Source organism: Paracoccus sp. NFXS7 (assembly GCF_040148865.1).
Lineage (GTDB): Bacteria > Pseudomonadota > Alphaproteobacteria > Rhodobacterales > Rhodobacteraceae > Paracoccus > Paracoccus marcusii.
Genome location: NZ_JAKEKV010000011.1, coordinates 44,033 through 63,291 on the forward strand (window position 1 = coordinate 44,033; position 19,259 = coordinate 63,291).

The window sequence follows — 19,259 nt, forward strand, 5'->3', positions numbered from 1 at the left end:
CGGCCTTTTCGGACCGGGGCGCGCAGGGTGTCGGTCAGGGCCGCTTACTGCGGGATCTGGGCGGTGATGCCCTCGACGTAGAAGTTCATCGACTGCAGGTCCGCGTCGCTGGCGGTCTCTCCCTCGGCCAGCCAGACGGTGCCGTCGGCCTTGTTCAGCGGCCCGGTGAAGGGGTGGTATTCGCCCGCGCCGATGGCGTCGCGCAGGGCCTCGGCCTCTGCCTTGACCTCGGCGGGGACGGCGTCGGTGATCTCTCCGATCACGACCTCTCCGTCACCGATGCCCGCCCAGCTGGATCCGCTTTCCCAGGTGCCGTCCAGCACCGCGCCGACGCGCTTGATGTAATAGGGCGACCATTCATCGATGATCGAGGCCACCCGCGGGCTGGGCTTGAACGCCGCCATGTCGCTGGCCTGACCGAAGCCGATGGCGCCGGCCTGCTGGGCCTGGGCCAGGGGCGCGGTCGAATCGGTGTGCTGCAGGATCACGTCCACGCCCTCGGCCAACAGCGCCGACGCGGCCTCGGCCTCCTTGGCGGGGTCGAACCAGCTGTAGGCCCAGACGACGCGCATCTCCACGTCCGGGTTCACCTTGCGGGCATGGATGAAGCTGGAGTTGATGCCCTGGATCACCTCGGGGATCGGGAAGGACCCGATATAGCCGATCTTGTTCGATTCCGTCATGCGGCCCGCGATGGTGCCGATGACCGCCCGACCCTCGTAGAAGCGCGCGTCATAGGTCGCGACGTTCTCGGCGGTCTTGTAGCCGGTGGCATGTTCGAACTTGATGTCGGGAAACTTGGCCGCAACGTTCATCACCGGGTCCATGAAGCCGAAGCTGGTCGCGAAGATCAGCTCGTTCCCGGCCAGGGCCAGCTGGGTCAGGGCGCGTTCGGCGTCGGCGCCTTCCGGCACGCTCTCGATGAAGGTGGTCTCGACGCGGTCGCCGAACTCGGCCTCGACGGCCTGGCGGGCCAGGTCGTGCTGATAGGTCCAGCCGCCGTCACCCACGGGGCCCACATAGATGAAGCCGACCTTCAGCGGCTCGTCCTGGGCCATGGCCGGGGCGGCCATCGCGGTCATCAGGGCGGCGGCCGTGGCCAGAAGATGTCTGCGGTTCATGGTATCCCTCTTGGTTGGTATGGCCGCGGTTCTACCGCAGCGCGTGGAAGTTGGTCCCAAGCGAGCCGGGGGCAGCCGCCCCCGCGCGCCGCGAGTATTTCTGCCGGGCCGAGATGGCCACCAGCACGATGATGGTCGCCAGATAGGGCGCCATCGACAGCAGCTGCACCGGCACCTGCACGCCCGCCGCCTGCAGGCGCAGCTGCAGCACGGTAACGCCGCCGAAAAGCCAGGCCCCCGCCAGGACCCCCGCCGCCGTCCAGTTCGAGAAGACCACGATCGCCAGCGCGATCCAGCCCGCCCCGGCGGTCATCCCCTCGGTCCATTGCAGGACCGTCGCGATCGATATGAATGCCCCGCCGATCCCCGCCATCGCGCCGCCAAAGGCGATGGCCGCCAGACGGGTCAGGCGCACGTCATAGCCCAGGGCGTGGGCGGCCTCGTGGTTCTCTCCGACGCCGCGCAGGACCAGGCCGCGCCGGGTGCGGTTCAGGAACCACCAGACGACCGGCACCATCGCCAGCCCCAGCCACACGATCCAGTTGATGCGCAGCGGCCCGATCGGCATGGGCGGTGCCTTGACCCCCTCGAACGGCTTGCCGAACATCGCGGCCAGGCCCAGGCCGAACAGGGTCAGCGCCAGGCCCGATGCGACCTGGTTGGCCAGGAACAGCTGCGTCAGCGCCGCGAACAGCAGTGATATGGCCGCCCCGGCCACGGCCGCGACCAGAAACCCCAGAAACGGATTGCCGCTGGCATAGGCGGCGGCAAAACCGGCCAGCGCGCCGGTGATCATCATCCCCTCGACCCCCAGGTTCAGGACGCCCGCGCGTTCCACGACCAGTTCGCCCAGGGCGGCGAACAGGATCGGGGTCGAGGCCGAGATCAGCAGCAGAAAGACGGACAGGGGGTCGATCATGCGGTGCGCCTTCTGCGGATCTGATAGCGGGTCAGGACGTCGAAGCCCAACAGGAAGAACAGCAGCATCCCCTGGAACACCTGCACGGTCGCGGCGGGCAGCGACATGGTCAGCTGAGCCAGTTCGCCCCCGATATAGGTCAGCGCCAGCAGCAGTCCCGCCAGCAGGATGCCCACCGGGTGCAGCCGCCCCAGGAACGCCACGATGATCGCGGTGAACCCGTATCCGACGCCCAGCTTGTCGGTGATCTGGCCCGCGGGGCCCGCGACCTCGAACAGGCCCGCGCCACCGGCCAGCGCGCCCGACAGGCCCAGGCAGAACGCGACCAGCGTCTGCGGCCGCACGCCCGCGAACCGCGCGGCGCGCGGCGCGGTGCCGGCGGCGCGGATGTGGAACCCGCGGATGTGGCGGCTCATCAGGAACCATGTGGCCAGGACCGCGGCGGCGGCGGCCACGACGCCCCAATGCGCGCCGGTCCCGGCGATCAGCTCGGGGTTCGCGGCCGAGGGGTATTGCTGCAGGTTGCGCGATCCGGGAAAGCCCATGCCCTGCGGGTTGCGCATCGGGCCGAAGGCCATCCATGCCGCGATCCGCTGCGCGACATAGACCAGCATCAGCGATACTAGGATTTCCGATGCGCCGAACCAGTTCCTGAGCATCGCGGGGATCATGCCCCAGGCCCAGCCCCCGGCCAGTCCGGCCGCGACCATCAGCGGGAACAGCCACCAGGCCTCCAGCGGATACAGCGCCAAGGCGACAGCGGCGCCGGTGATGCCGCCGATGATGTACTGCCCCTCGGCCCCGATGTTCCAGATGCCGGCGCGAAAGCCGATGGCCAGCCCCGAGGCGATCAGGATCAGCGGCGCGGCCTTGATCAGCAGCTGCGGCCGGGAATAGCCGGCGGCAGGGCCGAACAGCGGGTCCCAGAAGATCGTGCGGATCGCCGCGACCGGGTCATGCCCCAGCATCGCGAACAGCAGCCCGCCGGCGATCATCGTGGCCAGCACGGCCATGACCGGCGTCGCGACCTGCCAGCCGGTCGAGGCACTTTGGCGCGGGATCAGCGTGATCATAGATGCGCCTCTTCCATGCCATGTGCACCGCCCAGCATCAGACCGATGCGGTCCAGCGTCAGGCCGTCGGTGGGGACGGGGGGCGACAGGCGGCCTTCGTTCAGGGCGCAGAAACGGTCGGACAGTTCCAAAAGCTCATCCAGATCCTGAGAGATGACGATGACGCCCGCGCCCTGGCGGGCCAGGTCCAGCAGCGATTGCCGCACGGCGGCTGCCGCCCCCGCGTCGACGCCCCAGGTGGGCTGGTTCACGACCAGCACGCGCGGGTTCTGCATGACCTCTCGGCCGATGACGAATTTCTGCAGGTTGCCGCCGGACAGGGCGCGGGCCGCGACATGGGGGCCGGGGGTGCGGACGTCGAACCCGTCGATCACCGCCAGCGCATAGTCGCGCGCCGCCTTGTGGTCGATCAGCCCGCCGCGGACCAGGGACTTGCGGCTGCCCGCGGTCAGCAGCGTGTTCTCGGTCAGGCTGAAATCGGGGACGGCGGCATGGCCCAGCCGGTCCTCGGGCGCGCTTAGCAGGCCCTTGACGCGGCGCGGTTCGGGGCCGGCTGCTGACAGGTCCGCGCCCTCCAGCGTAACCGTGCCGGGCGCGCTGCGGACCTCGCCCGACAGGGCGGCCAACAGCTCCTCCTGGCCGTTGCCGGCGACGCCGCCGATGCCCAGGATCTCTCCGGCCCGCAGGGTCAGGGCGATGTCCTTCAGCGCGGTGCCCTCGGCATTGGGGGCGGGCTGGGACAGGGCGCGCACCTCCAGCAGGACGGCGCCGGGCTGGCGACCGCTGCGGTCGATCTGGCGCATCTGGCCGCCGACCATCATCGCGGCCAGGTCGCGGGCGGAATGGGCGCGGGGATCGCAGCTGTCGACGACCTTGCCGTGCCGCAGGATCGTGGCGCGGTCGCAATGGCTGCGGATCTCGTCCAGCTTGTGGCTGATGTACAGGATCGCGGTGCCTTGCGCCGCCAGCTTGCGCAGGGTCGCGAACAGCAATTCGGCCTCCTGCGGGGTCAGCACGCTGGTCGGTTCGTCCATGATCAACAGGCGCGGGTTCTGCAGCAGGCAGCGGATGATCTCGACCCGCTGGCGTTCGCCGGCCGACAGGGTGACGATGCGCCGCGCGGGGTTCAGCGGCAGGCCGAAATCATGGCTGACCTTGGTGATGCGCGCCGACAGTTCGCGCCGCGGCGGCGGGTTCTCCATCCCCAGGGCGATGTTCTCGGCGACCGTCAGCGCGTCGAACAGGCTGAAATGCTGGAACACCATCGCCACGCCCGCCGCCCGCGCCGCCCGCGGATCGGAGGGCGCATGGGCGCCGTCGCCCAGCCACATCTGCCCGTCATCGGGGCGCACCAGCCCATAGATCATCTTGACCAGCGTCGACTTGCCCGCGCCGTTCTCGCCCAGCAGGGCGTGAATCTCTCCGGGCATGACGTGGAACGACACGTCGTCATTGGCGCGGACGCCGGGATAGGACTTGCCCAGACCCCTGGCGCGGAACACGGGCATGTCGGTCAATTCTGTCCCCTTGGTCAAATTCCTGACCTGCTTAGACCGCAATTCGGCAGCCGCGCAATTGCACTGTTTGGTCACGCTGCGATACTGTCCCGATCATGGCCGCAAAATCCCCCCGATTCATCCATCTTCGCACACATTCCGAGCATTCGTTGCTGGAAGGTGCCATTCCTGTAGGCAAATTGCCAAGCCTTGCCTTCGAGGCAGGCATGCCGGCAGTCGCGCTGACCGACACGAACAACATGTTCGCCGCGCTGGAATTCAGCGTGAAGGCCCGCGACAAGGGCATCCAGCCCATTATCGGCTGTCAGGTGACGTTGATGGCCGAGGCCACCGGGCCGGTCGTCCTTCTGGCACAGAACCAGGCGGGGTGGATGAACCTGATGGCGCTGTCCACCTGCCTCTATCTGCGCGAGGGCGGGGCGCTGCCGCATGTGACGGTCGACGAGCTGTGCGCCAAGGCCGAGGGGCTGATCTGCCTGACCGGGGGCGCAACGGGCCCCTTGGGGCTGCTGATCGCGCAGGGCCAGATGCCCAAGGCCGAAGCGCTGGCCGATCGGCTGGCGGCGTCCTTCGGCGACCGGCTCTATGTCGAACTGCAGCGCCATCCCGGCGAGAACGGCCAACTGATGGCCGCCGAGGCCGCGTCCGAGGGCGGTCTGGTCGATCTGGCCTATGCCAAGGGTCTGCCGCTGGTGGCGACAAACGATGTCTATTTTCCCAAGACCACCATGTACGAGGCGCATGACGCGCTGATCTGCATCGCCGAGAAGGCCTATGTCGACCAGTCCCAACCCCGTCGCCGCCTGACGCCCCAGCATTATTTCAAGTCCGCCGAAGAGATGGCGGTCCTGTTCGCCGACCTGCCCGAGGCGATCGAGAACACCGTCGAGATCGCCCGCCGCTGCGCCTTTGCGGTGTCCAAGCACGCGCCGATCCTGCCCAAGTTCGCCGATGACGAGGTGACCGAGCTGCGCCGTCAGGCCCATGCGGGTCTGGCCGAGCGCCTGAAGGTGATTCCCCATGCGGTCACGGTCGAGGAATACACCGCGCGGCTGGATTTCGAGCTGGGCATCATCGAACAGATGGGCTTTCCCGGCTATTTCCTGATCGTGGCCGATTTCATCCATTGGGCCAAGGAACAGGGCATCCCGGTCGGTCCGGGTCGCGGGTCGGGGGCCGGGTCGCTGGTCGCCTATGCGCTGACCATCACCGACCTTGATCCGCTGCGCTACAACCTGCTGTTCGAGCGGTTCCTGAACCCCGAACGGGTCAGCATGCCGGATTTCGACATCGACTTCTGCATGGACCGCCGCGAGGAGGTGATCCGTTACGTGCAGGGCAAGTACGGGGCCGACAAGGTGGGCCAGATCATCACCTTCGGCGCGCTTCTGTCCAAGGCTGCGGTGCGCGACGTGGGCCGCGTCCTGCAGCTGCCCTTCGGCCAGGTGGACCGCCTGTCCAAGATGATCCCGGTCGAGGGCGTGAAACCCGTCAGCATCGCAAAGGCCCGCGCCGACGAGCCGCGCCTGCGCGAGGCCGCGCGCGAGGAGGTGGTGGCCCGCCTGCTGGATTACGCCGAACAGCTGGAGGGGCTTTATCGCAACGCCTCCACCCACGCGGCGGGGGTGGTGATCGGGGACCGGCCGCTGGACCAGCTGGTGCCGCTGTACCGCGATCCGGCATCCGACATGCCGGCGACCCAGTTCAACATGAAATGGGTGGAGCAGGCCGGCCTGGTCAAGTTCGACTTCCTGGGCCTCAAGACGCTGACAGTGATCCAGAATGCGGTCGACCTGATCAACGGTCAGGGCCGTCCGCTGCACATCGCCGCCGACGGGCGGCAGTTGTACGACCCCGCGCCGGGGACGGAAAACCAGATCAACCTGATCCCGCTGGACGACAAGGCCAGCTATGACCTGTTCGCCAGCGCGCGCACGGTCGCGGTGTTCCAGGTGGAATCCAGCGGCATGATGGACGCGCTGCGCCGCATGAAACCCACCTGCATCGAGGACGTCGTGGCGCTGGTGGCGCTGTACCGTCCCGGCCCGATGGAGAACATCCCGACCTATTGCGAGGTCAAGAACGGCCTGCGCGACCTGGAATCGATCCACCCGACCATCGACGACATCCTGGCCGAGACCCAGGGCATCATCGTCTATCAGGAACAGGTGATGCAGATCGCGCAGGTCATGGCGGGATATTCGCTTGGCGGCGCCGACCTGCTGCGCCGGGCGATGGGCAAAAAGATCGCGGCCGAAATGGCCAAGGAGCGGCCCAAGTTCGTCAAGGGCGCGGTCGCCAACGGCGTGCCCGACAAGAAGGCCGGAGAGGTCTTCGACCTGCTGGAAAAGTTCGCTAACTATGGCTTCAACAAGTCGCACGCGGCCGCCTATGCCGTGGTCAGCTATCAGACCGCGTGGCTGAAGGCGAACCACCCGGTCGAGTTCATGGCCGCGGTGATGAACTGCGACATCCACCTGACCGACAAGCTGGCCGTCTACAAACGCGAATGCGATCGGATGGGGATCGAGATCGTGCCGCCCTGCGTCAACCGCTCGGCGCCGACCTTCACCGTGGGGCCGGGGCGCATCTACTATGCCCTGGGCGCGCTGAAGGGCGTGGGCCTGGAGGCGATGCGCCTGATCCACGATGCGCGCGCGGACCAGCCGTTCCGCGACATCCACGACCTGGCACGGCGCACCGACATGAAGCGGGTGGGCAAGCGCCCGCTGGAGATGCTGGCCCGCGCCGGCGCCTTCGACGGGCTGGACGACAACCGTGCACGGGTGATGAAGTCGCTGGACGGGCTGGTCGCCTGGTCGGCGGCGGTCCAGAGCCAGGCCGCCTCCAGCCAGACGTCGCTGTTCGGGGGCGGAGAGGATCTGCCGCCGCCGCGTGCTCCCCTGTCGGGCATCTGGCTGCCGACTGAGAAGCTGGGACAGGAGCACAAGGCCGTCGGATTCTATCTGTCCGGGCATCCGCTGGACGACTATCTGCCAGCCCTGCGCCGCAAGAAGGTGATGACCTTGGCCGAGATCAGCCAGGACGCGCTGAACGGCCCGCTGGTCGCCCAGATCGCGGGCACGGTCGCCGCGCGGATGGAGCGTAAGTCCGCCAAGGGCACCGCCTATGCCTTCGTCAGCCTGTCGGACCCCACGGGGCTGTATGAGGTCACGGTGTTCTCGGACCTGCTGACCGCCAGCCGCGACAAGCTGGAACCGGGCGCCAGCGTCGTGCTGCAGGTCAAGGTCGAGCCGTCGGGCGATCAGGTCAAGATGCTGGCCAATTCGGTCACCGCGCTGGAGGACGCCGTGGCCGACGCGGGCGCAGGCTGCCTTGCGGTCGAGATGCAGGGCGCCGACACGATCCCGCGCCTGGTCGAGGTGCTGACCCGCATCCGCACCGACATCATCGTGCCGCCCCGGTCGCGCGGCCCGATCCGCCTGCGCATCCGCGAGGGCGACGAGATCATCGAGATCGAGGTTGCCAACGACGCCCCCCTGACCACCCCCGCGCGCCAGGCGCTGCGCGCGGTGCCCGGCGTGCTGGACGTGGTCGAGGAGTGAGCCGGGCGTCTTTGTCGGTCGAATACCCGTGGCCCGCCGCGGCATGCCCCTAGCCAGATGTTCGCGCTTCGTGCTAGCAATCGGAAAAAAGAGGGCAGCATGAAGGTCTTGGGTATCGATCCCGGTTTGCGGAACATGGGCTGGGGGATGATCGAGGTGGATGGATCGCGCATCCGTCACATCGCCAACGGCACCATCCATTCGGACGGCGCGCAGGATCTGGGCGCGCGGCTGTCGGTCCTGTTCCGAGGCCTGTGCGCGGTCATCGCGACCCATGCCCCCGACGAGGCCGCGGTCGAGCAGACCTTCGTCAACAAGGACGCGACCGGGACGCTGAAGTTGGGGCAGGCGCGGGGCGTGGCCCTGCTGGCGCCAGCCGAGGCCGGGATATCGGTCGGGGAATACGCGCCCAACGCCGTCAAGAAGACCGTCGTAGGCGTGGGTCACGCGGGCAAGGAGCAGGTCCAGCACATGGTGCGCATCCAGTTGCCCGGGGCTGTCTTCGACAGCGCGGACGCGGCGGATGCGCTGGCCATCGCCATCTGTCACGCCCGTCATCTGCAGGGACGGTCGCTGCGGGTCGCCACGCCCAAGCGGGGCGCGGCATGATCGGGCGGATCGCGGGGGTCATCCTGCACCGGGCGCGCGATCACGTGCTGATCGACGTGCGGGGCGTGGGATACATCGTGCATGTCAGCGAACGGACGGCGGCGGGGCTGCCGCCGGTGGGGCAGGCGGCCGCGCTGTATACCGAGCTGGTGGTGCGCGAGGATCTTTTGCAGCTGTTCGGATTCCCGACCATGCTGGACAAGGAGTGGCACCGGCTGCTGACGTCGGTCCAGGGGGTCGGTGCCAAGGTGTCGCTGGCGATCCTGAGCACGCTGGGCCCCGAGGGGCTGGGCCGGGCGATCGCGCTGGGGGACTGGGCGTCGGTGCGCAAGGCGAACGGGGTCGGTCCCAAGCTGGCGCAGCGGATCGTGCTGGAATTGAAGGACAAGGCGCCGTCGGTCATGGCCCTGGGTGGCGCACTGACCATTGATGCGGGGGACGTTGCCGCGGGCGGTCATGCGGAGGAACCGGGCGTCGAGCCCGGCCCCTCCGCGGCATCCGCGCGCGGTCGCGCCGATGCCCCCGCCCCCGCGACCGGCGCGCATCAGGGTCAGGCGATGGCGGATGCGCTGTCGGCGCTGACCAATCTGGGCTATGGTCCGTCCGAGGCGGCATCCGCCGTGGCCGAGGCGCAGGCGCGGGAACCGGCGGCGGCCATGCCCGCGTTGATCCGCGCGGCGCTGCGTCTGCTGGCGCCCAAGGACTGAACCGGAGGTCTGAACATGGCAGGAAACGTCAAGGTCTTCATGCTGATGGCGGCGCTGACCGCGCTGGTCATGGCCTTGGGCTGGATGCTGGGCGGATCGGGCGGTGCGGTGATGGCGCTGGTGATCGCGGGGGGCATGAACTTCTTCAGCTACTGGAACAGCGACAAGATGGTCCTGCGCCAGCAGGGGGCGGTCGAGTTGTCGCCCCAGCAGGGGGCCGAACTGCACGCGATGACCGCGCGGCTGGCCGAGCGCGCGCAGATGCCCATGCCCAAGCTGTACCTGCTGCCGACCCTGCAGCCCAATGCCTTTGCCACAGGGCGCAATCCGCAGAACTCCGCCGTGGCGGTGACGCAGGGGCTGCTGAACCACCTGTCCGCCGACGAAATCGAGGGCGTGATCGCCCATGAGCTGGCCCATATCCGGCACCGCGACACGCTGACCATGACCGTCACCGCGACCATGGCCGGCGCCATCGCGATGATGGGGAACATAATGCTGTTCGCGGGCAACCGCGAGGGGCGGGGCGGCATGATCGGCGGCATCCTGGCGATGATCCTGGCGCCGATGGCCGCGATGATGGTGCAGATGGCGATCTCTCGTGCGCGGGAATACGAGGCGGATGCGACCGGCGCGCAGATCAGCGGCAAGCCGCGGGCGCTGGCCTCGGCGCTGAGCCGGATCGCGCAGGCGGCGGGGCGCAGCGTGAACCTGCCGGCCGAGAAGAACCCCGCCGCGGCGGCTATGTTCATCATCAACCCGCTGCATGCGATGCGGGCCGACCGGCTTTTCACCACCCACCCCCCGACCGAGGAACGGATCGCCCGGCTGATGGCGATGGATGGCACGGCCCCGCGTGACCCGGCCCCCGCCGCCGGACCAAGCCGCATCCCCCGCACCGGCGCCGCGCCGCGCACGCCGTGGGGCCGGGGATGACCGGGCCGGACCCTGACCTGCGCCCCGAAAAGCTGGACAGCGATGTCGAGGATCGCGCGCTGCGCCCGCAGAACCTGTCCGAATTCGTGGGCCAGGCCGAGGCGCGCGCAAACCTGAAGGTGTTCATCGAAAGCGCCAAGATGCGCGGCAAGGCGATGGACCACACGCTGTTCTTCGGCCCCCCGGGACTGGGCAAGACCACGCTGGCGCAGATCATGTCACGCGAACTGGGGGTGAATTTCCGCATGACATCCGGGCCGGTCATCGCGCGGGCGGGGGACTTGGCCGCGATCCTGACCAACCTCGAGGCGCGCGACGTCCTGTTCATCGACGAGATCCACCGCATGAACCCCGCGGTCGAGGAGATCCTGTACCCCGCGATGGAGGATTTCGAGCTGGATCTTGTGATCGGCGAGGGCCCGGCCGCACGCACCGTGCGGATCGAGCTGCAGCCCTTCACGCTGGTGGGGGCGACCACGCGGCTTGGCCTGCTGACCACGCCGCTGCGCGACCGGTTCGGCATTCCGACCCGGCTGCAGTTCTATGAGATCGCGGAACTGGACCTGATCGTGCAGCGCGGCGCGCGGCTGATGGGGATCAGCGCCGATCCCGAAGGCACGCTGGAGATCGCGCGCCGCGCCCGCGGCACGCCCCGCATCGCGGGCCGGCTGCTGCGCCGCGTGGTCGATTTCGCGCTGGTGGAGGGGAACGGCCGCCTGACGCGCGAGATCGCCGACATCGCGCTGAACCGGCTGGGGGTGGACGATCTGGGCCTGGACGGGGCCGACCGGCGGTACCTGACGCAGATGGCGCAGCATTACGCGGGCGGACCCGTGGGGGTCGAGACGCTATCCGCCGCCCTGTCCGAGAGCCGCGACGCCATCGAGGAAGTGATCGAGCCCTATCTGCTGCAGCAGGGCCTGGTCGCGCGCACCCCACGCGGGCGCATGCTGACCCAGGGGGCCTGGCGCCATCTGGGCCTGGACATGCCGGTCCCCACCGGTCAGGCGACGCTGTTCGACGTCTGATTGCGGACGGGACCGATCGCGCGTATTTTGGCCCCCATGAGCCATCACCTGACATTGCGCGTCTATTACGAAGACACCGACCTGGCCGGGATCGTCTATTATGCGAACTATCTGAAATACATCGAGCGGGGGCGGTCCGAATGGATGCGCGCCACCGGCATCGACCAGATGCGCATGAAGGAGACGTCGGGCCATGTCTTCGCCGTCCGCCATATCGAGGCCGACTATCTGCGCCCCGCGCGCTTCGACGACCTGCTCACCGTGGTCACCGACCTGTCGCACGCCACGGCCGCGCGGATCGTGGTCGACCAGCAGGTGCTGCGCGGCGATGAGGTGCTGTTTTCGGCGCGGGTGACGATCGTCAGCCTGGACGGGCGGGGACGCCCCGTGCGCCTGCCCGCCGCCCTGTCGCGGGCGCTGCCGGAGGGCTGAACCCGTGGCCTCTGCCGCGCGGATGCGGCAACACGGACGCAGGTTGATGAAAATTGACGCCATTGTGTTGCCGCGGGGGCTGAAACCCGTGGCAATTACAGGGTAACAGGCCGCAACGCCGGGCTGCCAGGGGGCAGTTGCGGCCCCTGATGATGAGGCAGTAGACCATGGAACCCATTCAGGCCGCCGAGGCCATCGACTTTTCGGCCGTGGCTTTGTTCTGGCGATCCTCGCTGACGGTGCAGGTGGTCATGATCATGCTGATCGCGGCCTCGTTCTGGTCCTGGGCGATCATCGTGCAGAAGTTCCTGACCTTTGCGCAGGCGCGCAAGGAGGCCGCCCGCTTTGACCGCGCCTTCTGGTCCGGAGAGCCCTTGGACGATCTTTATGACCGGCTTGGCGACCGTCCCAAGGGGCCGTCCGAACGGATCTTTTCCGCGGGCATGACCGAATGGCGCCGCAGCCACCGCGATGACGGGCGGCTGATCGCGGGCGGCATCGGGCGCATCGACCGGGCCATGAACGTGGCCATCCAGCGCGAGGAACAGCGCCTGTTCCGCGGCCTGTCCTTCCTGGCGACCGTGGGGTCGACCGCGCCCTTCATCGGCCTGTTCGGCACCGTCTGGGGCATCAAGTCCGCATTCGAGGGTATCGCCCTGACCCAGGACACCAGCCTGGCCGTCGTGGCGCCGGGCATCGCCGAGGCCCTGCTGGCGACCGCCCTGGGCCTGGTCGCGGCCATCCCGGCCGTCGTCTTCTACAACAAGCTGTCGGGCGATGCGGAACGCATCACTGGCGGATGGGAGGCATTCTCGGACGAGTTCTCGACGCTTCTGTCGCGTCAGATGGACGAGGCCTGACATGGCATCCGGGGTCGTCAAGCGCGTCCGCAGCAAGGGCCGTCGGCGCAACCTGCCGATGTCCGAGATCAACGTCACGCCCTTCGTGGACGTGATGCTGGTGCTGCTGATCATCTTCATGGTCGCGGCGCCGCTGATGACGGCGGGCGTTCCGCTGAACCTGCCCGAAACCGCCGCCAACGCCGTCCCCAACGAGGACGAGGAGCCGTTGATGGTGTCGATCCCGGTCGAGGGGTCGCTGACGATCATGGACCAGCCGGTGGCGGACGAGCAGGTCGTGACGACGCTGCGCACGATCCTGGCGGAACGGCAGTCGGGCCGGGTGTTCCTGCGTGCCGACGGAACCATCCCCTATGCCCGCGTGGTCCAGATCATGGGCGCGCTGAACGCCGCGGGGATCACCGACATCGTGCTGGTCACCGAGACCGGCGGACCGCGGATGGACGGCTGAACCATGGACGAACGCGAAGGGCGCATCGGTTACTGGGTCTCGGGGGTCGCGCACGGCTCTCTGATCCTGTGGGCGATCCTGGGCGGGGCGCTGTTTCGTCCGCAGCCCAGCCCGATGGTGCGCACGACCCAGGTCTCGACCATCAGCGGCGCCGAGTTCGAGGCGATGGCCGCCGCCGCCCGCGGGGCGGGGCCGGTGGGTGCCGATTCGACCGCGGTGGCCACCTTGCCCGACCCCGTCGACCCGGCCGAGGACGGTGCGGCGCGGCCCGTCGATGCGATCCCCCCGCAATCGGGGCAGGCCGCGGCGCTGGAACAGCCCGATACGGCCGAATCCGTGCCCGACCTCAGCGATTTCGCGCCCGCCGCGCCGGTCGAGGTCGCGACCGATCTGCCCGCGTCGCGCCCGAACCAGACCGATGGGGCCGAGACCGCCCCGCAGGTTCCGGACACCCCCCCGGCCCCCGTGGCGGAAGCCCAGCCTAACCGCCCGGCGCTGCCGACGCCCGACGCCGCAGCCGTTCCGGTCGCCCCGCGATCGGCGCTAGCGCTTGACGCCTCGCGCCGCCCCGAGGACCGGCCGGCCGACCTGGTCGAATCCTTCAACCGCCGCGTGGCAGAGGCGGCTGCGGCCGAGGCTGCGCGTCAGGCGGCCGCAGACGCGGCTGCCGCCGCCGCGCGTCAGGCCACAGCCGACGCGGCCGCCGAAGCCGCAGCCGAGGCGGAACGCCAGGCTGCCGCCGAGGCAGACCGCCAAGCCGCCGCCGAACGTGAGCGCCAGGCCGCGGCGGACGCTGCCGCGGAAGCCGAACGTCAGGCCGCGGCAGAGGCGGAGCAGGAACGGCGCGCAGCGGCAGAGGCCGCGGAAGAGCGCCGCGCGGAAGCCGCGCGCCAAGCTGCGGAGGAGGAACGGCAGGCAGCCGACGCCGCCGCAGAGGCCGAACGCCGCGCCGCGGCCGAAGCGGAAGAGGCGCGTCGTGCCGCCGCAGAGGCCGCGGCCGAGGAGGAGCGCCGCGCCGAAGCCGCACGTCAGGCCGCGGAGGCCGAGCGCCAGGCCGCTGAGGAGGCGGAACGCCGCGCTGCCGCAGAGGCCGAGGCAGAACGTCGCGCCGAAGCCGCACGCCAGGGCGAAGAAGCGGAGCGCCAGGCCGCCGCGGAGGCGGAACGCCGCGCCGCTGCAGCGGCCGAGGAAGAGCGCCGTGCCGCCGCCGAAGCCGCCGCCGAGGCAGAGCGCCAAGCCGAGGCCGAGCGTCAGGCCGCTGCCGAACAGGCCGCGCGCGAGGCGGCGGATCGGCAGGCGCTGGAGGACGCGCTGCGCGATGCGCAGGGCGGGGCAGGGGGGCAGGACGCCGCCTCGGGCTCCGACACGGCCGGCAGCCCGTCGCAGACCATCGAGGGCGGCAGCGGCGCCTCGGCCGGGCTGGACCCGCTGGCCGCCGCGCTGGCGGGGGCCATGGCGGGGACCGGGGCCGCGGCGGATCCGGCGAACGACCCTTCGGGCCCGCCTGCCGACATGATGCAGCTGACCCCCAGCCCGATCCAGGCGACGCCCCTGCCCGATGCGGCGCAGGGCCTGCCTTTGGGCGACCCGCTGACGCTGTCGGAACGCGACGGGCTGCGCTTTGCGATCCAGGACTGCTGGAACCTGGGCGCGCTGTCGGTCGAGGCGTCGCAGATGACCGTCTCTGTCGGGTTCACGCTGTCGCCGGACGGGGTCCCCGACCACAACAGCATGCGCATCGCCGGCTATCAGGGCGGCAGCGAATCCGCAGCCCAGCAGGGGTTCGAGGTCGCGCGCCGCGCCATCCTGATGTGCGGACGCGCCGGGTTCGATCTGCCCGCATCGAAATACGGACGCTGGCGCGATGTCGTGGTGGACTTCCGCCCCGACGGCGTCGCGTTCCAATGACTGACCGGCGGGGGCCACCTTCCGCTGTTCGCCGAAAAAAGGTAGTGATGACGCCATGTTCCGCAGATTGATCCTTGCCCCTGCCTTCCTGCTGGCCGCAGCGTTGCTGCCGGCCGGGCCCGTGTTGGCGCAGGACACCCCCCTGCGCATCGAGATCACCGACGGCGTGATAGAGCCGATGTCGATCGCCATTCCGGCCTTTCACGGCGATGCCGAGATCGCGGCCCGCATCCGTCAGGTCGTGGCGGACGACCTGACCGGCACCGGCCTGTTCAGCGAGATCCCTGTCGAGACGCATGTCGCCCGCCCCGCCAGCTTTACCGAGGCCGTCAGCTATGACGACTGGCGGGCGGTGAACGCGCAGGCGCTGGTCTCGGCCGAGGTGCGGCAGATGGGCGACAACATCAGCGTGGGCTTTCGGCTGTTCGACGTCGTGTCGGGCCAGCCGCAGGGCGACGGGATGCAGTTCGACGCCCGCGCCGCCGACTGGCGCCGCGCGGCCCACAAGATCGCCGACCAGATCTATTCCCGGCTGACCGGCGAAAAGCCCTATTTCGACAGCCGCGTGGCCTTCGTCCAGGAAACCGGCCCCAAAAGCGCACGGATCAAGCGGATCGGCGTGATGGATTACGACGGCGCGAACATCCTGTGGATGACCGACAGCTCGTCCCTGGTGCTGGCGCCGAAATTCTCGCCCGACGGGCGGCGGCTGCTGTTCACCAGCTATGACAGCGGCTTTCCCCAGATCCAGCTGATGGACGTGGCGACCGTCAGCGCCCGGCCGCTGACCCGCGATGCCAGCACGATGGCCTTTGCGCCGACCTTCAGCCCGGACGGGCGGTGGGTCGCGTATTCTCGCGAACAGGGCGGCAATACCGACATCTGGCTGATGGACGTGGCCACCGGCGCCCAACGCGCGCTGACCAATTCGCCGGCCATCGACACCTCTCCGGGGTTCAGCCCGGACGGGCAGCGCATCGTGTTCGAAAGCGACCGGTCCGGCGCGCCGCAGCTGTACATCATGGGGCTGGACGGGGCCGAGCCGTCGCGCATCAGCTTTGGGGACGGGCGTTACGGCACGCCCACCTGGTCGCCCAAGGGGGACCTGATCGCGTTCACCAAGCAGATCGGCGAACGCTTTCACATCGGCACCATGCGCACCGACGGATCGTCCGAACGCATGCTGACCGAAAGCTTCCTGGACGAGGGCCCGACCTGGGCCCCGAACGGTCGGGTGGTGATGTTCACGCGCGCCACCCCCGGCGGAAACGGCCAGCCGCGTCTGCATTCGGTGGACATCACCGGGCGCAACATGCGACCGATGAATCTTGACTTTGCCGCCTCGGACCCGTCCTGGGGTCCCCTGTTGCCATGAGGATGAGATGATGAACGCCGCGACCAAGCCTGTCCTGCTGGCCGCCCTTCTGGGGCTGGCGGCCTGTGCCCAGCCCGCGCCGACGGTGGCGCCGCCCGTGGTCGACCCCTATGCCAGCACGGGTGGGGGCGCGGTGTTTCAGGGCGATCTGGCCGGCGGCGTCCTGGGCGCCGAGGCGACGGCCCAGTATTTCCGCGGCACGGTCGGCGACACGGTCCTGTTCCCCGCCGACCAGACGACCCTGACCCCCGAGGCGCGGACCATCCTGGCGGCGCAGGCCGCCTGGCTGACGCGCCACACCGCCTTTACCGCCGTGGTCCAGGGCCATGCCGAGGAGACGGGCACCCGCGAATACAACCTTGCGCTTGGCGCACGGCGGGCCAGTGCGGTGCAGGAATACCTGGTCGCGCAGGGCGTGGCCCCGGGCCGCATCCGTACGCTGTCCTTCGGCAAGGAGCGTCCCGCAGCGACCTGTTCGGACGAGGGCTGCTATGCCCAGAACCGCCGTGCCGTCACCGTCGTGACCGAAGCCGCACCCCCCGCCGTGGCGATGGCCCCCGTGGCAAGCGCCGCCCCTGCCGGGGGCGTTGTCGGGGCAGGCATGTGATGCGGCTGATCCCCGCGCTGATCCTGGCCCTGACGCTTGGGGCGCCTGTTCAGGCCGCCCCCGACGCCGCGACGCTGGCCGACATGCGTCAGCAGGTCACGCAGCTGCGCAGTCAGCTGCAGGGATTGCGGGGCGAACTGGTCGCGTCGGGCGCCGCCGGGTTCCAGGCGGCGGGCGGGGCCAGCGCCATCGACCGCATGAACGCGATGGAGGCGCAGCTGATGCGCCTGACGAACCAGGCCGAACAGCTGCAAAATCGCATCAACCGCATCGCGGGGGACAGCGAACGACGCCTGTCCGACCTGGAATTCCGCCTGTGCGAGGCCGAACCCGGCTGCGATCTGTCGGCGCTGACCGTGCCGCAGGCGCAGGCGGGGCTCAGCCCGCAGCTGGCGCCCTCGGCCCCGGCGGATGGCGGGGCGGGGCAGCCGGCCTCGACCGCGGCCGAGCAGACCGATTTCGACGCGGCCCGCGCCGCGATGGACGCCGGCGATCACGCCCGCGCGGCGCAGATGTTCGCCGATGTCGCGGAAACCCATGCCGGCGGTCCGCTGACCGCCGAGGCGCTGTTCCTGCGCGGGCAGGCGCTGGATCTGGCCGGCCAGCCGCGCGAGGCCGCCGCCGCCTGGCTGGAGGGGTTCGCCGCCGATCCGGACGGCGCACGGGCGGGCGAGAGCCTGCTGGGCATCGCTCGCGTGATCGAGGCGCAGGGTGACGCGACCGCCGCCTGCCTGTACCTGGCAGAGATTCCCGCGCGCTTTCCCGGCAGCCCGCAGGCCGTCGAGGCCGAGGGCCACGTGACCCGCCTTGGCTGCGGCGTCAGCGACCTGGGCGTTCTGGACCCGCTGCTCGATCCGTCGATGGACCCCGAAGCGGCGGCCGATCTGGCCGAATATCCGTGATCCGCGACCCCGGCGCCCGCATCAGGTCTGTTCTGGACCGGCTGGCGGGGGACCTGCCGGCGCTTGGACTGGCGGTGTCGGGGGGCGGTGATTCCATCGCCCTGATGCAGGTGGCCGCCGAATGGGCGCAGGGGCGGCGCGTCATGGTCGCCACCGTCGATCACGGCCTGCGCGAGGGCAGCGCGGCCGAGGCCGACGAGGTCGCCCGCGCCGCGCGTGCCCTGGGCCTGTCGCATGCGGTGCTGCTGTGGCGGCGCGACACGCAGGTCGGCAACCTGATGGCGCAGGCCCGCGATGCGCGGCTGCGGCTGCTGTCGGGCTGGGCGCGTCGCAACGACCTGCCGGCGGTGGCGCTTGGCCACACGGCCGACGATCTGGCCGAGACCCTGCTGATGCGCCTGGCGCGCGGGTCCGGCGTGGACGGGCTGTCGGCGATGGCGGAATGGCGCGACGCGTTCGACATGCGCTGGCTGCGGCCGATGCTGGGCACCGGGCGGGCGGAGCTGCGCGACTGGCTGACGGCGCGCGACATCACCTGGATCGATGATCCGACGAACGACAATGCCGACTATGACCGCATCAGGGCGCGCCAGGCCATCGCGGCCCTGGGCCTGGAGGTGTCGGGTCTGGCCCGATCCGCCGCCCATATCGCCGACGCGCGCGACGCGCTGGCCGATTACGCGGCCCTGCTGAGCGCCGATGCCAAGGTCGATCGCGGCAGCCTGATCCTGTCGCGCGGCCCCCTGCGCGACGCGCCGCCAGAGATCCGGCGCCGCATTCTGGTCGCCGCATGCCGGTGGGTAACGGGCGCCGACTATCCGCCGCGCCGCGCGACGCTGGTCCATGCGCTGGAGGCGATGCTGGCGCAGGGGCGGGTGACGCTGGACGGGGCGATGATCTCTCCGACGGGCGGGGGGCTGCGGGTCACGCGTGAGGCCGCGGCCGCGCTGCGCGCCGGCCCAACGCCCGACCAGGTCTGGGACCGCCGCTGGCGGGTGCGCGGCCTTGCCCCCGGCCAGACGATCGCGGCATTGGGGACCGAGCCGCTGGCCCGCCTGCCGTGGCGCGATTCGGGCCTGCTGCGTGACGAGGCTGCGGCCAGCCCCGGCATCTGGCAGGACGGACGGCTGATCGCCGCGCCGCTGCTGCGCGACCATCCCGGAATCACCCTGATTCCGGTCCGGGGCGCGGCAGATTTCCGCAGGTTGGTGAAGGCGCATTGAACCTGTCGCGATAATCCCTATTTTC

At 69.8% G+C, this 19,259-nt stretch carries 17 protein-coding genes; 13 read left to right on the forward strand and 4 right to left on the reverse strand.

The genetic code is table 11. From position 1 onward, the window contains the following. Window positions 1-44 precede the first annotated feature (44 nt). The 4 genes from LZ686_RS16100 to LZ686_RS16115 are packed head-to-tail and all read right to left on the reverse strand — an operon-like array spanning window position 45 to window position 4,621. The gene (locus LZ686_RS16100; protein ID WP_046001367.1) at window positions 45-1,121 is read right to left on the reverse strand and encodes a BMP family ABC transporter substrate-binding protein; all 1,077 of its coding nucleotides are present in this window, start codon (window positions 1,119-1,121) and stop codon (window positions 45-47) included. 31 nt (window positions 1,122-1,152) lie between these two features. Continuing rightward, window positions 1,153-2,040 (reverse strand): ABC transporter permease, encoded by an 888-nt coding sequence (locus LZ686_RS16105; RefSeq protein WP_045981450.1) that lies wholly within the window; start codon window positions 2,038-2,040, stop codon window positions 1,153-1,155. Continuing rightward, on the reverse strand, window positions 2,037-3,113 hold the full coding sequence (locus tag LZ686_RS16110) for an ABC transporter permease (protein ID WP_045981451.1): 1,077 nt from the start codon (window positions 3,111-3,113) through the stop codon (window positions 2,037-2,039). The genes LZ686_RS16105 and LZ686_RS16110 overlap by 4 nt, the downstream gene beginning before the upstream one ends. Continuing rightward, window positions 3,110-4,621, reverse strand: coding sequence for an ABC transporter ATP-binding protein (locus tag LZ686_RS16115; RefSeq protein WP_252926592.1), 1,512 nt, complete (start codon window positions 4,619-4,621; stop codon window positions 3,110-3,112). The genes LZ686_RS16110 and LZ686_RS16115 overlap by 4 nt, the downstream gene beginning before the upstream one ends. 104 nt (window positions 4,622-4,725) lie before the next feature. On the opposite strand from LZ686_RS16115, the gene dnaE reads away from it, so the two are divergent. The 13 genes from dnaE to tilS all read left to right on the forward strand — a co-directional run bounded on the left by dnaE (window position 4,726) and on the right by tilS (window position 19,234). Continuing rightward, on the forward strand, window positions 4,726-8,196 hold the full coding sequence (gene dnaE / locus LZ686_RS16120) for a DNA polymerase III subunit alpha (RefSeq protein WP_349548435.1): 3,471 nt from the start codon (window positions 4,726-4,728) through the stop codon (window positions 8,194-8,196). Window positions 8,197-8,295: 99 nt separating this feature from the next. Then, window positions 8,296-8,805, forward strand: coding sequence for a crossover junction endodeoxyribonuclease RuvC (ruvC, locus tag LZ686_RS16125; protein WP_045981454.1), 510 nt, complete (start codon window positions 8,296-8,298; stop codon window positions 8,803-8,805). Then, on the forward strand, window positions 8,802-9,512 hold the full coding sequence (ruvA, locus tag LZ686_RS16130) for a Holliday junction branch migration protein RuvA (protein WP_349548436.1): 711 nt from the start codon (window positions 8,802-8,804) through the stop codon (window positions 9,510-9,512). The genes ruvC and ruvA overlap by 4 nt, the downstream gene beginning before the upstream one ends. Window positions 9,513-9,527: 15 nt before the next feature. Further along, window positions 9,528-10,448 carry a M48 family metalloprotease gene (locus LZ686_RS16135; protein ID WP_349548437.1) on the forward strand — a complete coding sequence of 307 codons (921 nt, stop codon included), beginning with the start codon at window positions 9,528-9,530 and terminating at the stop codon, window positions 10,446-10,448. After that, window positions 10,445-11,476, forward strand: a complete 1,032-nt coding sequence (gene ruvB / locus LZ686_RS16140; RefSeq protein WP_045981457.1) for a Holliday junction branch migration DNA helicase RuvB — start codon at window positions 10,445-10,447, stop codon at window positions 11,474-11,476. The genes LZ686_RS16135 and ruvB overlap by 4 nt, the downstream gene beginning before the upstream one ends. A 36-nt stretch (window positions 11,477-11,512) precedes the next feature. Then, window positions 11,513-11,908: a tol-pal system-associated acyl-CoA thioesterase gene (ybgC, locus tag LZ686_RS16145; protein WP_127899105.1), complete on the forward strand. Its 396-nt coding sequence runs from the start codon at window positions 11,513-11,515 to the stop codon at window positions 11,906-11,908. A 167-nt stretch (window positions 11,909-12,075) separates the two neighbouring features. Then, entirely contained in the window at window positions 12,076-12,768 is a 693-nt protein-coding gene (tolQ, locus tag LZ686_RS16150; protein WP_045981459.1) for a protein TolQ, read from the forward strand. Between the two features lies 1 nt (window position 12,769). Continuing rightward, the gene (locus LZ686_RS16155) at window positions 12,770-13,219 is read left to right on the forward strand and encodes an ExbD/TolR family protein (RefSeq protein WP_046001374.1); all 450 of its coding nucleotides are present in this window, start codon (window positions 12,770-12,772) and stop codon (window positions 13,217-13,219) included. Window positions 13,220-13,222: 3 nt separating this feature from the next. Further along, complete coding sequence (tolA, locus tag LZ686_RS16160) at window positions 13,223-15,127, forward strand: cell envelope integrity protein TolA (RefSeq protein WP_349548438.1); 1,905 nt, start codon at window positions 13,223-13,225, stop codon at window positions 15,125-15,127. A 55-nt stretch (window positions 15,128-15,182) separates the two neighbouring features. After that, window positions 15,183-16,502 (forward strand): Tol-Pal system beta propeller repeat protein TolB, encoded by a 1,320-nt coding sequence (gene tolB / locus LZ686_RS16165; RefSeq protein ID WP_349548439.1) that lies wholly within the window; start codon window positions 15,183-15,185, stop codon window positions 16,500-16,502. A 10-nt stretch (window positions 16,503-16,512) separates the two neighbouring features. Beyond that, window positions 16,513-17,109, forward strand: coding sequence for a peptidoglycan-associated lipoprotein Pal (gene pal / locus LZ686_RS16170; RefSeq protein WP_084697413.1), 597 nt, complete (start codon window positions 16,513-16,515; stop codon window positions 17,107-17,109). After that, window positions 17,109-18,011 (forward strand): tetratricopeptide repeat protein, encoded by a 903-nt coding sequence (locus LZ686_RS16175; RefSeq protein ID WP_304613899.1) that lies wholly within the window; start codon window positions 17,109-17,111, stop codon window positions 18,009-18,011. Before pal ends, LZ686_RS16175 begins: the two co-directional genes overlap by 1 nt. Beyond that, window positions 18,008-19,234: a tRNA lysidine(34) synthetase TilS gene (gene tilS, locus LZ686_RS16180; protein WP_349548440.1), complete on the forward strand. Its 1,227-nt coding sequence runs from the start codon at window positions 18,008-18,010 to the stop codon at window positions 19,232-19,234. Before LZ686_RS16175 ends, tilS begins: the two co-directional genes overlap by 4 nt. The last annotated feature ends 25 nt before the right edge of the window (window positions 19,235-19,259 follow it).

Coding starts and splice junctions, on each gene's coding strand:
- pal (WP_084697413.1), top strand. CDS start 16,513: ATGAACGCCGCGACCAAGCCTGTCCTGCTGGCCGCCCTTCTGGGGCTG.
- LZ686_RS16110 (WP_045981451.1), bottom strand. CDS start 3,113: ATGATCACGCTGATCCCGCGCCAAAGTGCCTCGACCGGCTGGCAGGTC.
- dnaE (WP_349548435.1), top strand. CDS start 4,726: ATGGCCGCAAAATCCCCCCGATTCATCCATCTTCGCACACATTCCGAG.
- ruvA (WP_349548436.1), top strand. CDS start 8,802: ATGATCGGGCGGATCGCGGGGGTCATCCTGCACCGGGCGCGCGATCAC.
- tolA (WP_349548438.1), top strand. CDS start 13,223: ATGGACGAACGCGAAGGGCGCATCGGTTACTGGGTCTCGGGGGTCGCG.
- LZ686_RS16105 (WP_045981450.1), bottom strand. CDS start 2,040: ATGATCGACCCCCTGTCCGTCTTTCTGCTGCTGATCTCGGCCTCGACC.
- LZ686_RS16175 (WP_304613899.1), top strand. CDS start 17,109: ATGCGGCTGATCCCCGCGCTGATCCTGGCCCTGACGCTTGGGGCGCCT.
- LZ686_RS16155 (WP_046001374.1), top strand. CDS start 12,770: ATGGCATCCGGGGTCGTCAAGCGCGTCCGCAGCAAGGGCCGTCGGCGC.
- ybgC (WP_127899105.1), top strand. CDS start 11,513: ATGAGCCATCACCTGACATTGCGCGTCTATTACGAAGACACCGACCTG.
- ruvB (WP_045981457.1), top strand. CDS start 10,445: ATGACCGGGCCGGACCCTGACCTGCGCCCCGAAAAGCTGGACAGCGAT.
- LZ686_RS16135 (WP_349548437.1), top strand. CDS start 9,528: ATGGCAGGAAACGTCAAGGTCTTCATGCTGATGGCGGCGCTGACCGCG.
- tolQ (WP_045981459.1), top strand. CDS start 12,076: ATGGAACCCATTCAGGCCGCCGAGGCCATCGACTTTTCGGCCGTGGCT.
- LZ686_RS16100 (WP_046001367.1), bottom strand. CDS start 1,121: ATGAACCGCAGACATCTTCTGGCCACGGCCGCCGCCCTGATGACCGCG.
- tolB (WP_349548439.1), top strand. CDS start 15,183: ATGTTCCGCAGATTGATCCTTGCCCCTGCCTTCCTGCTGGCCGCAGCG.
- ruvC (WP_045981454.1), top strand. CDS start 8,296: ATGAAGGTCTTGGGTATCGATCCCGGTTTGCGGAACATGGGCTGGGGG.
- LZ686_RS16115 (WP_252926592.1), bottom strand. CDS start 4,621: ATGCCCGTGTTCCGCGCCAGGGGTCTGGGCAAGTCCTATCCCGGCGTC.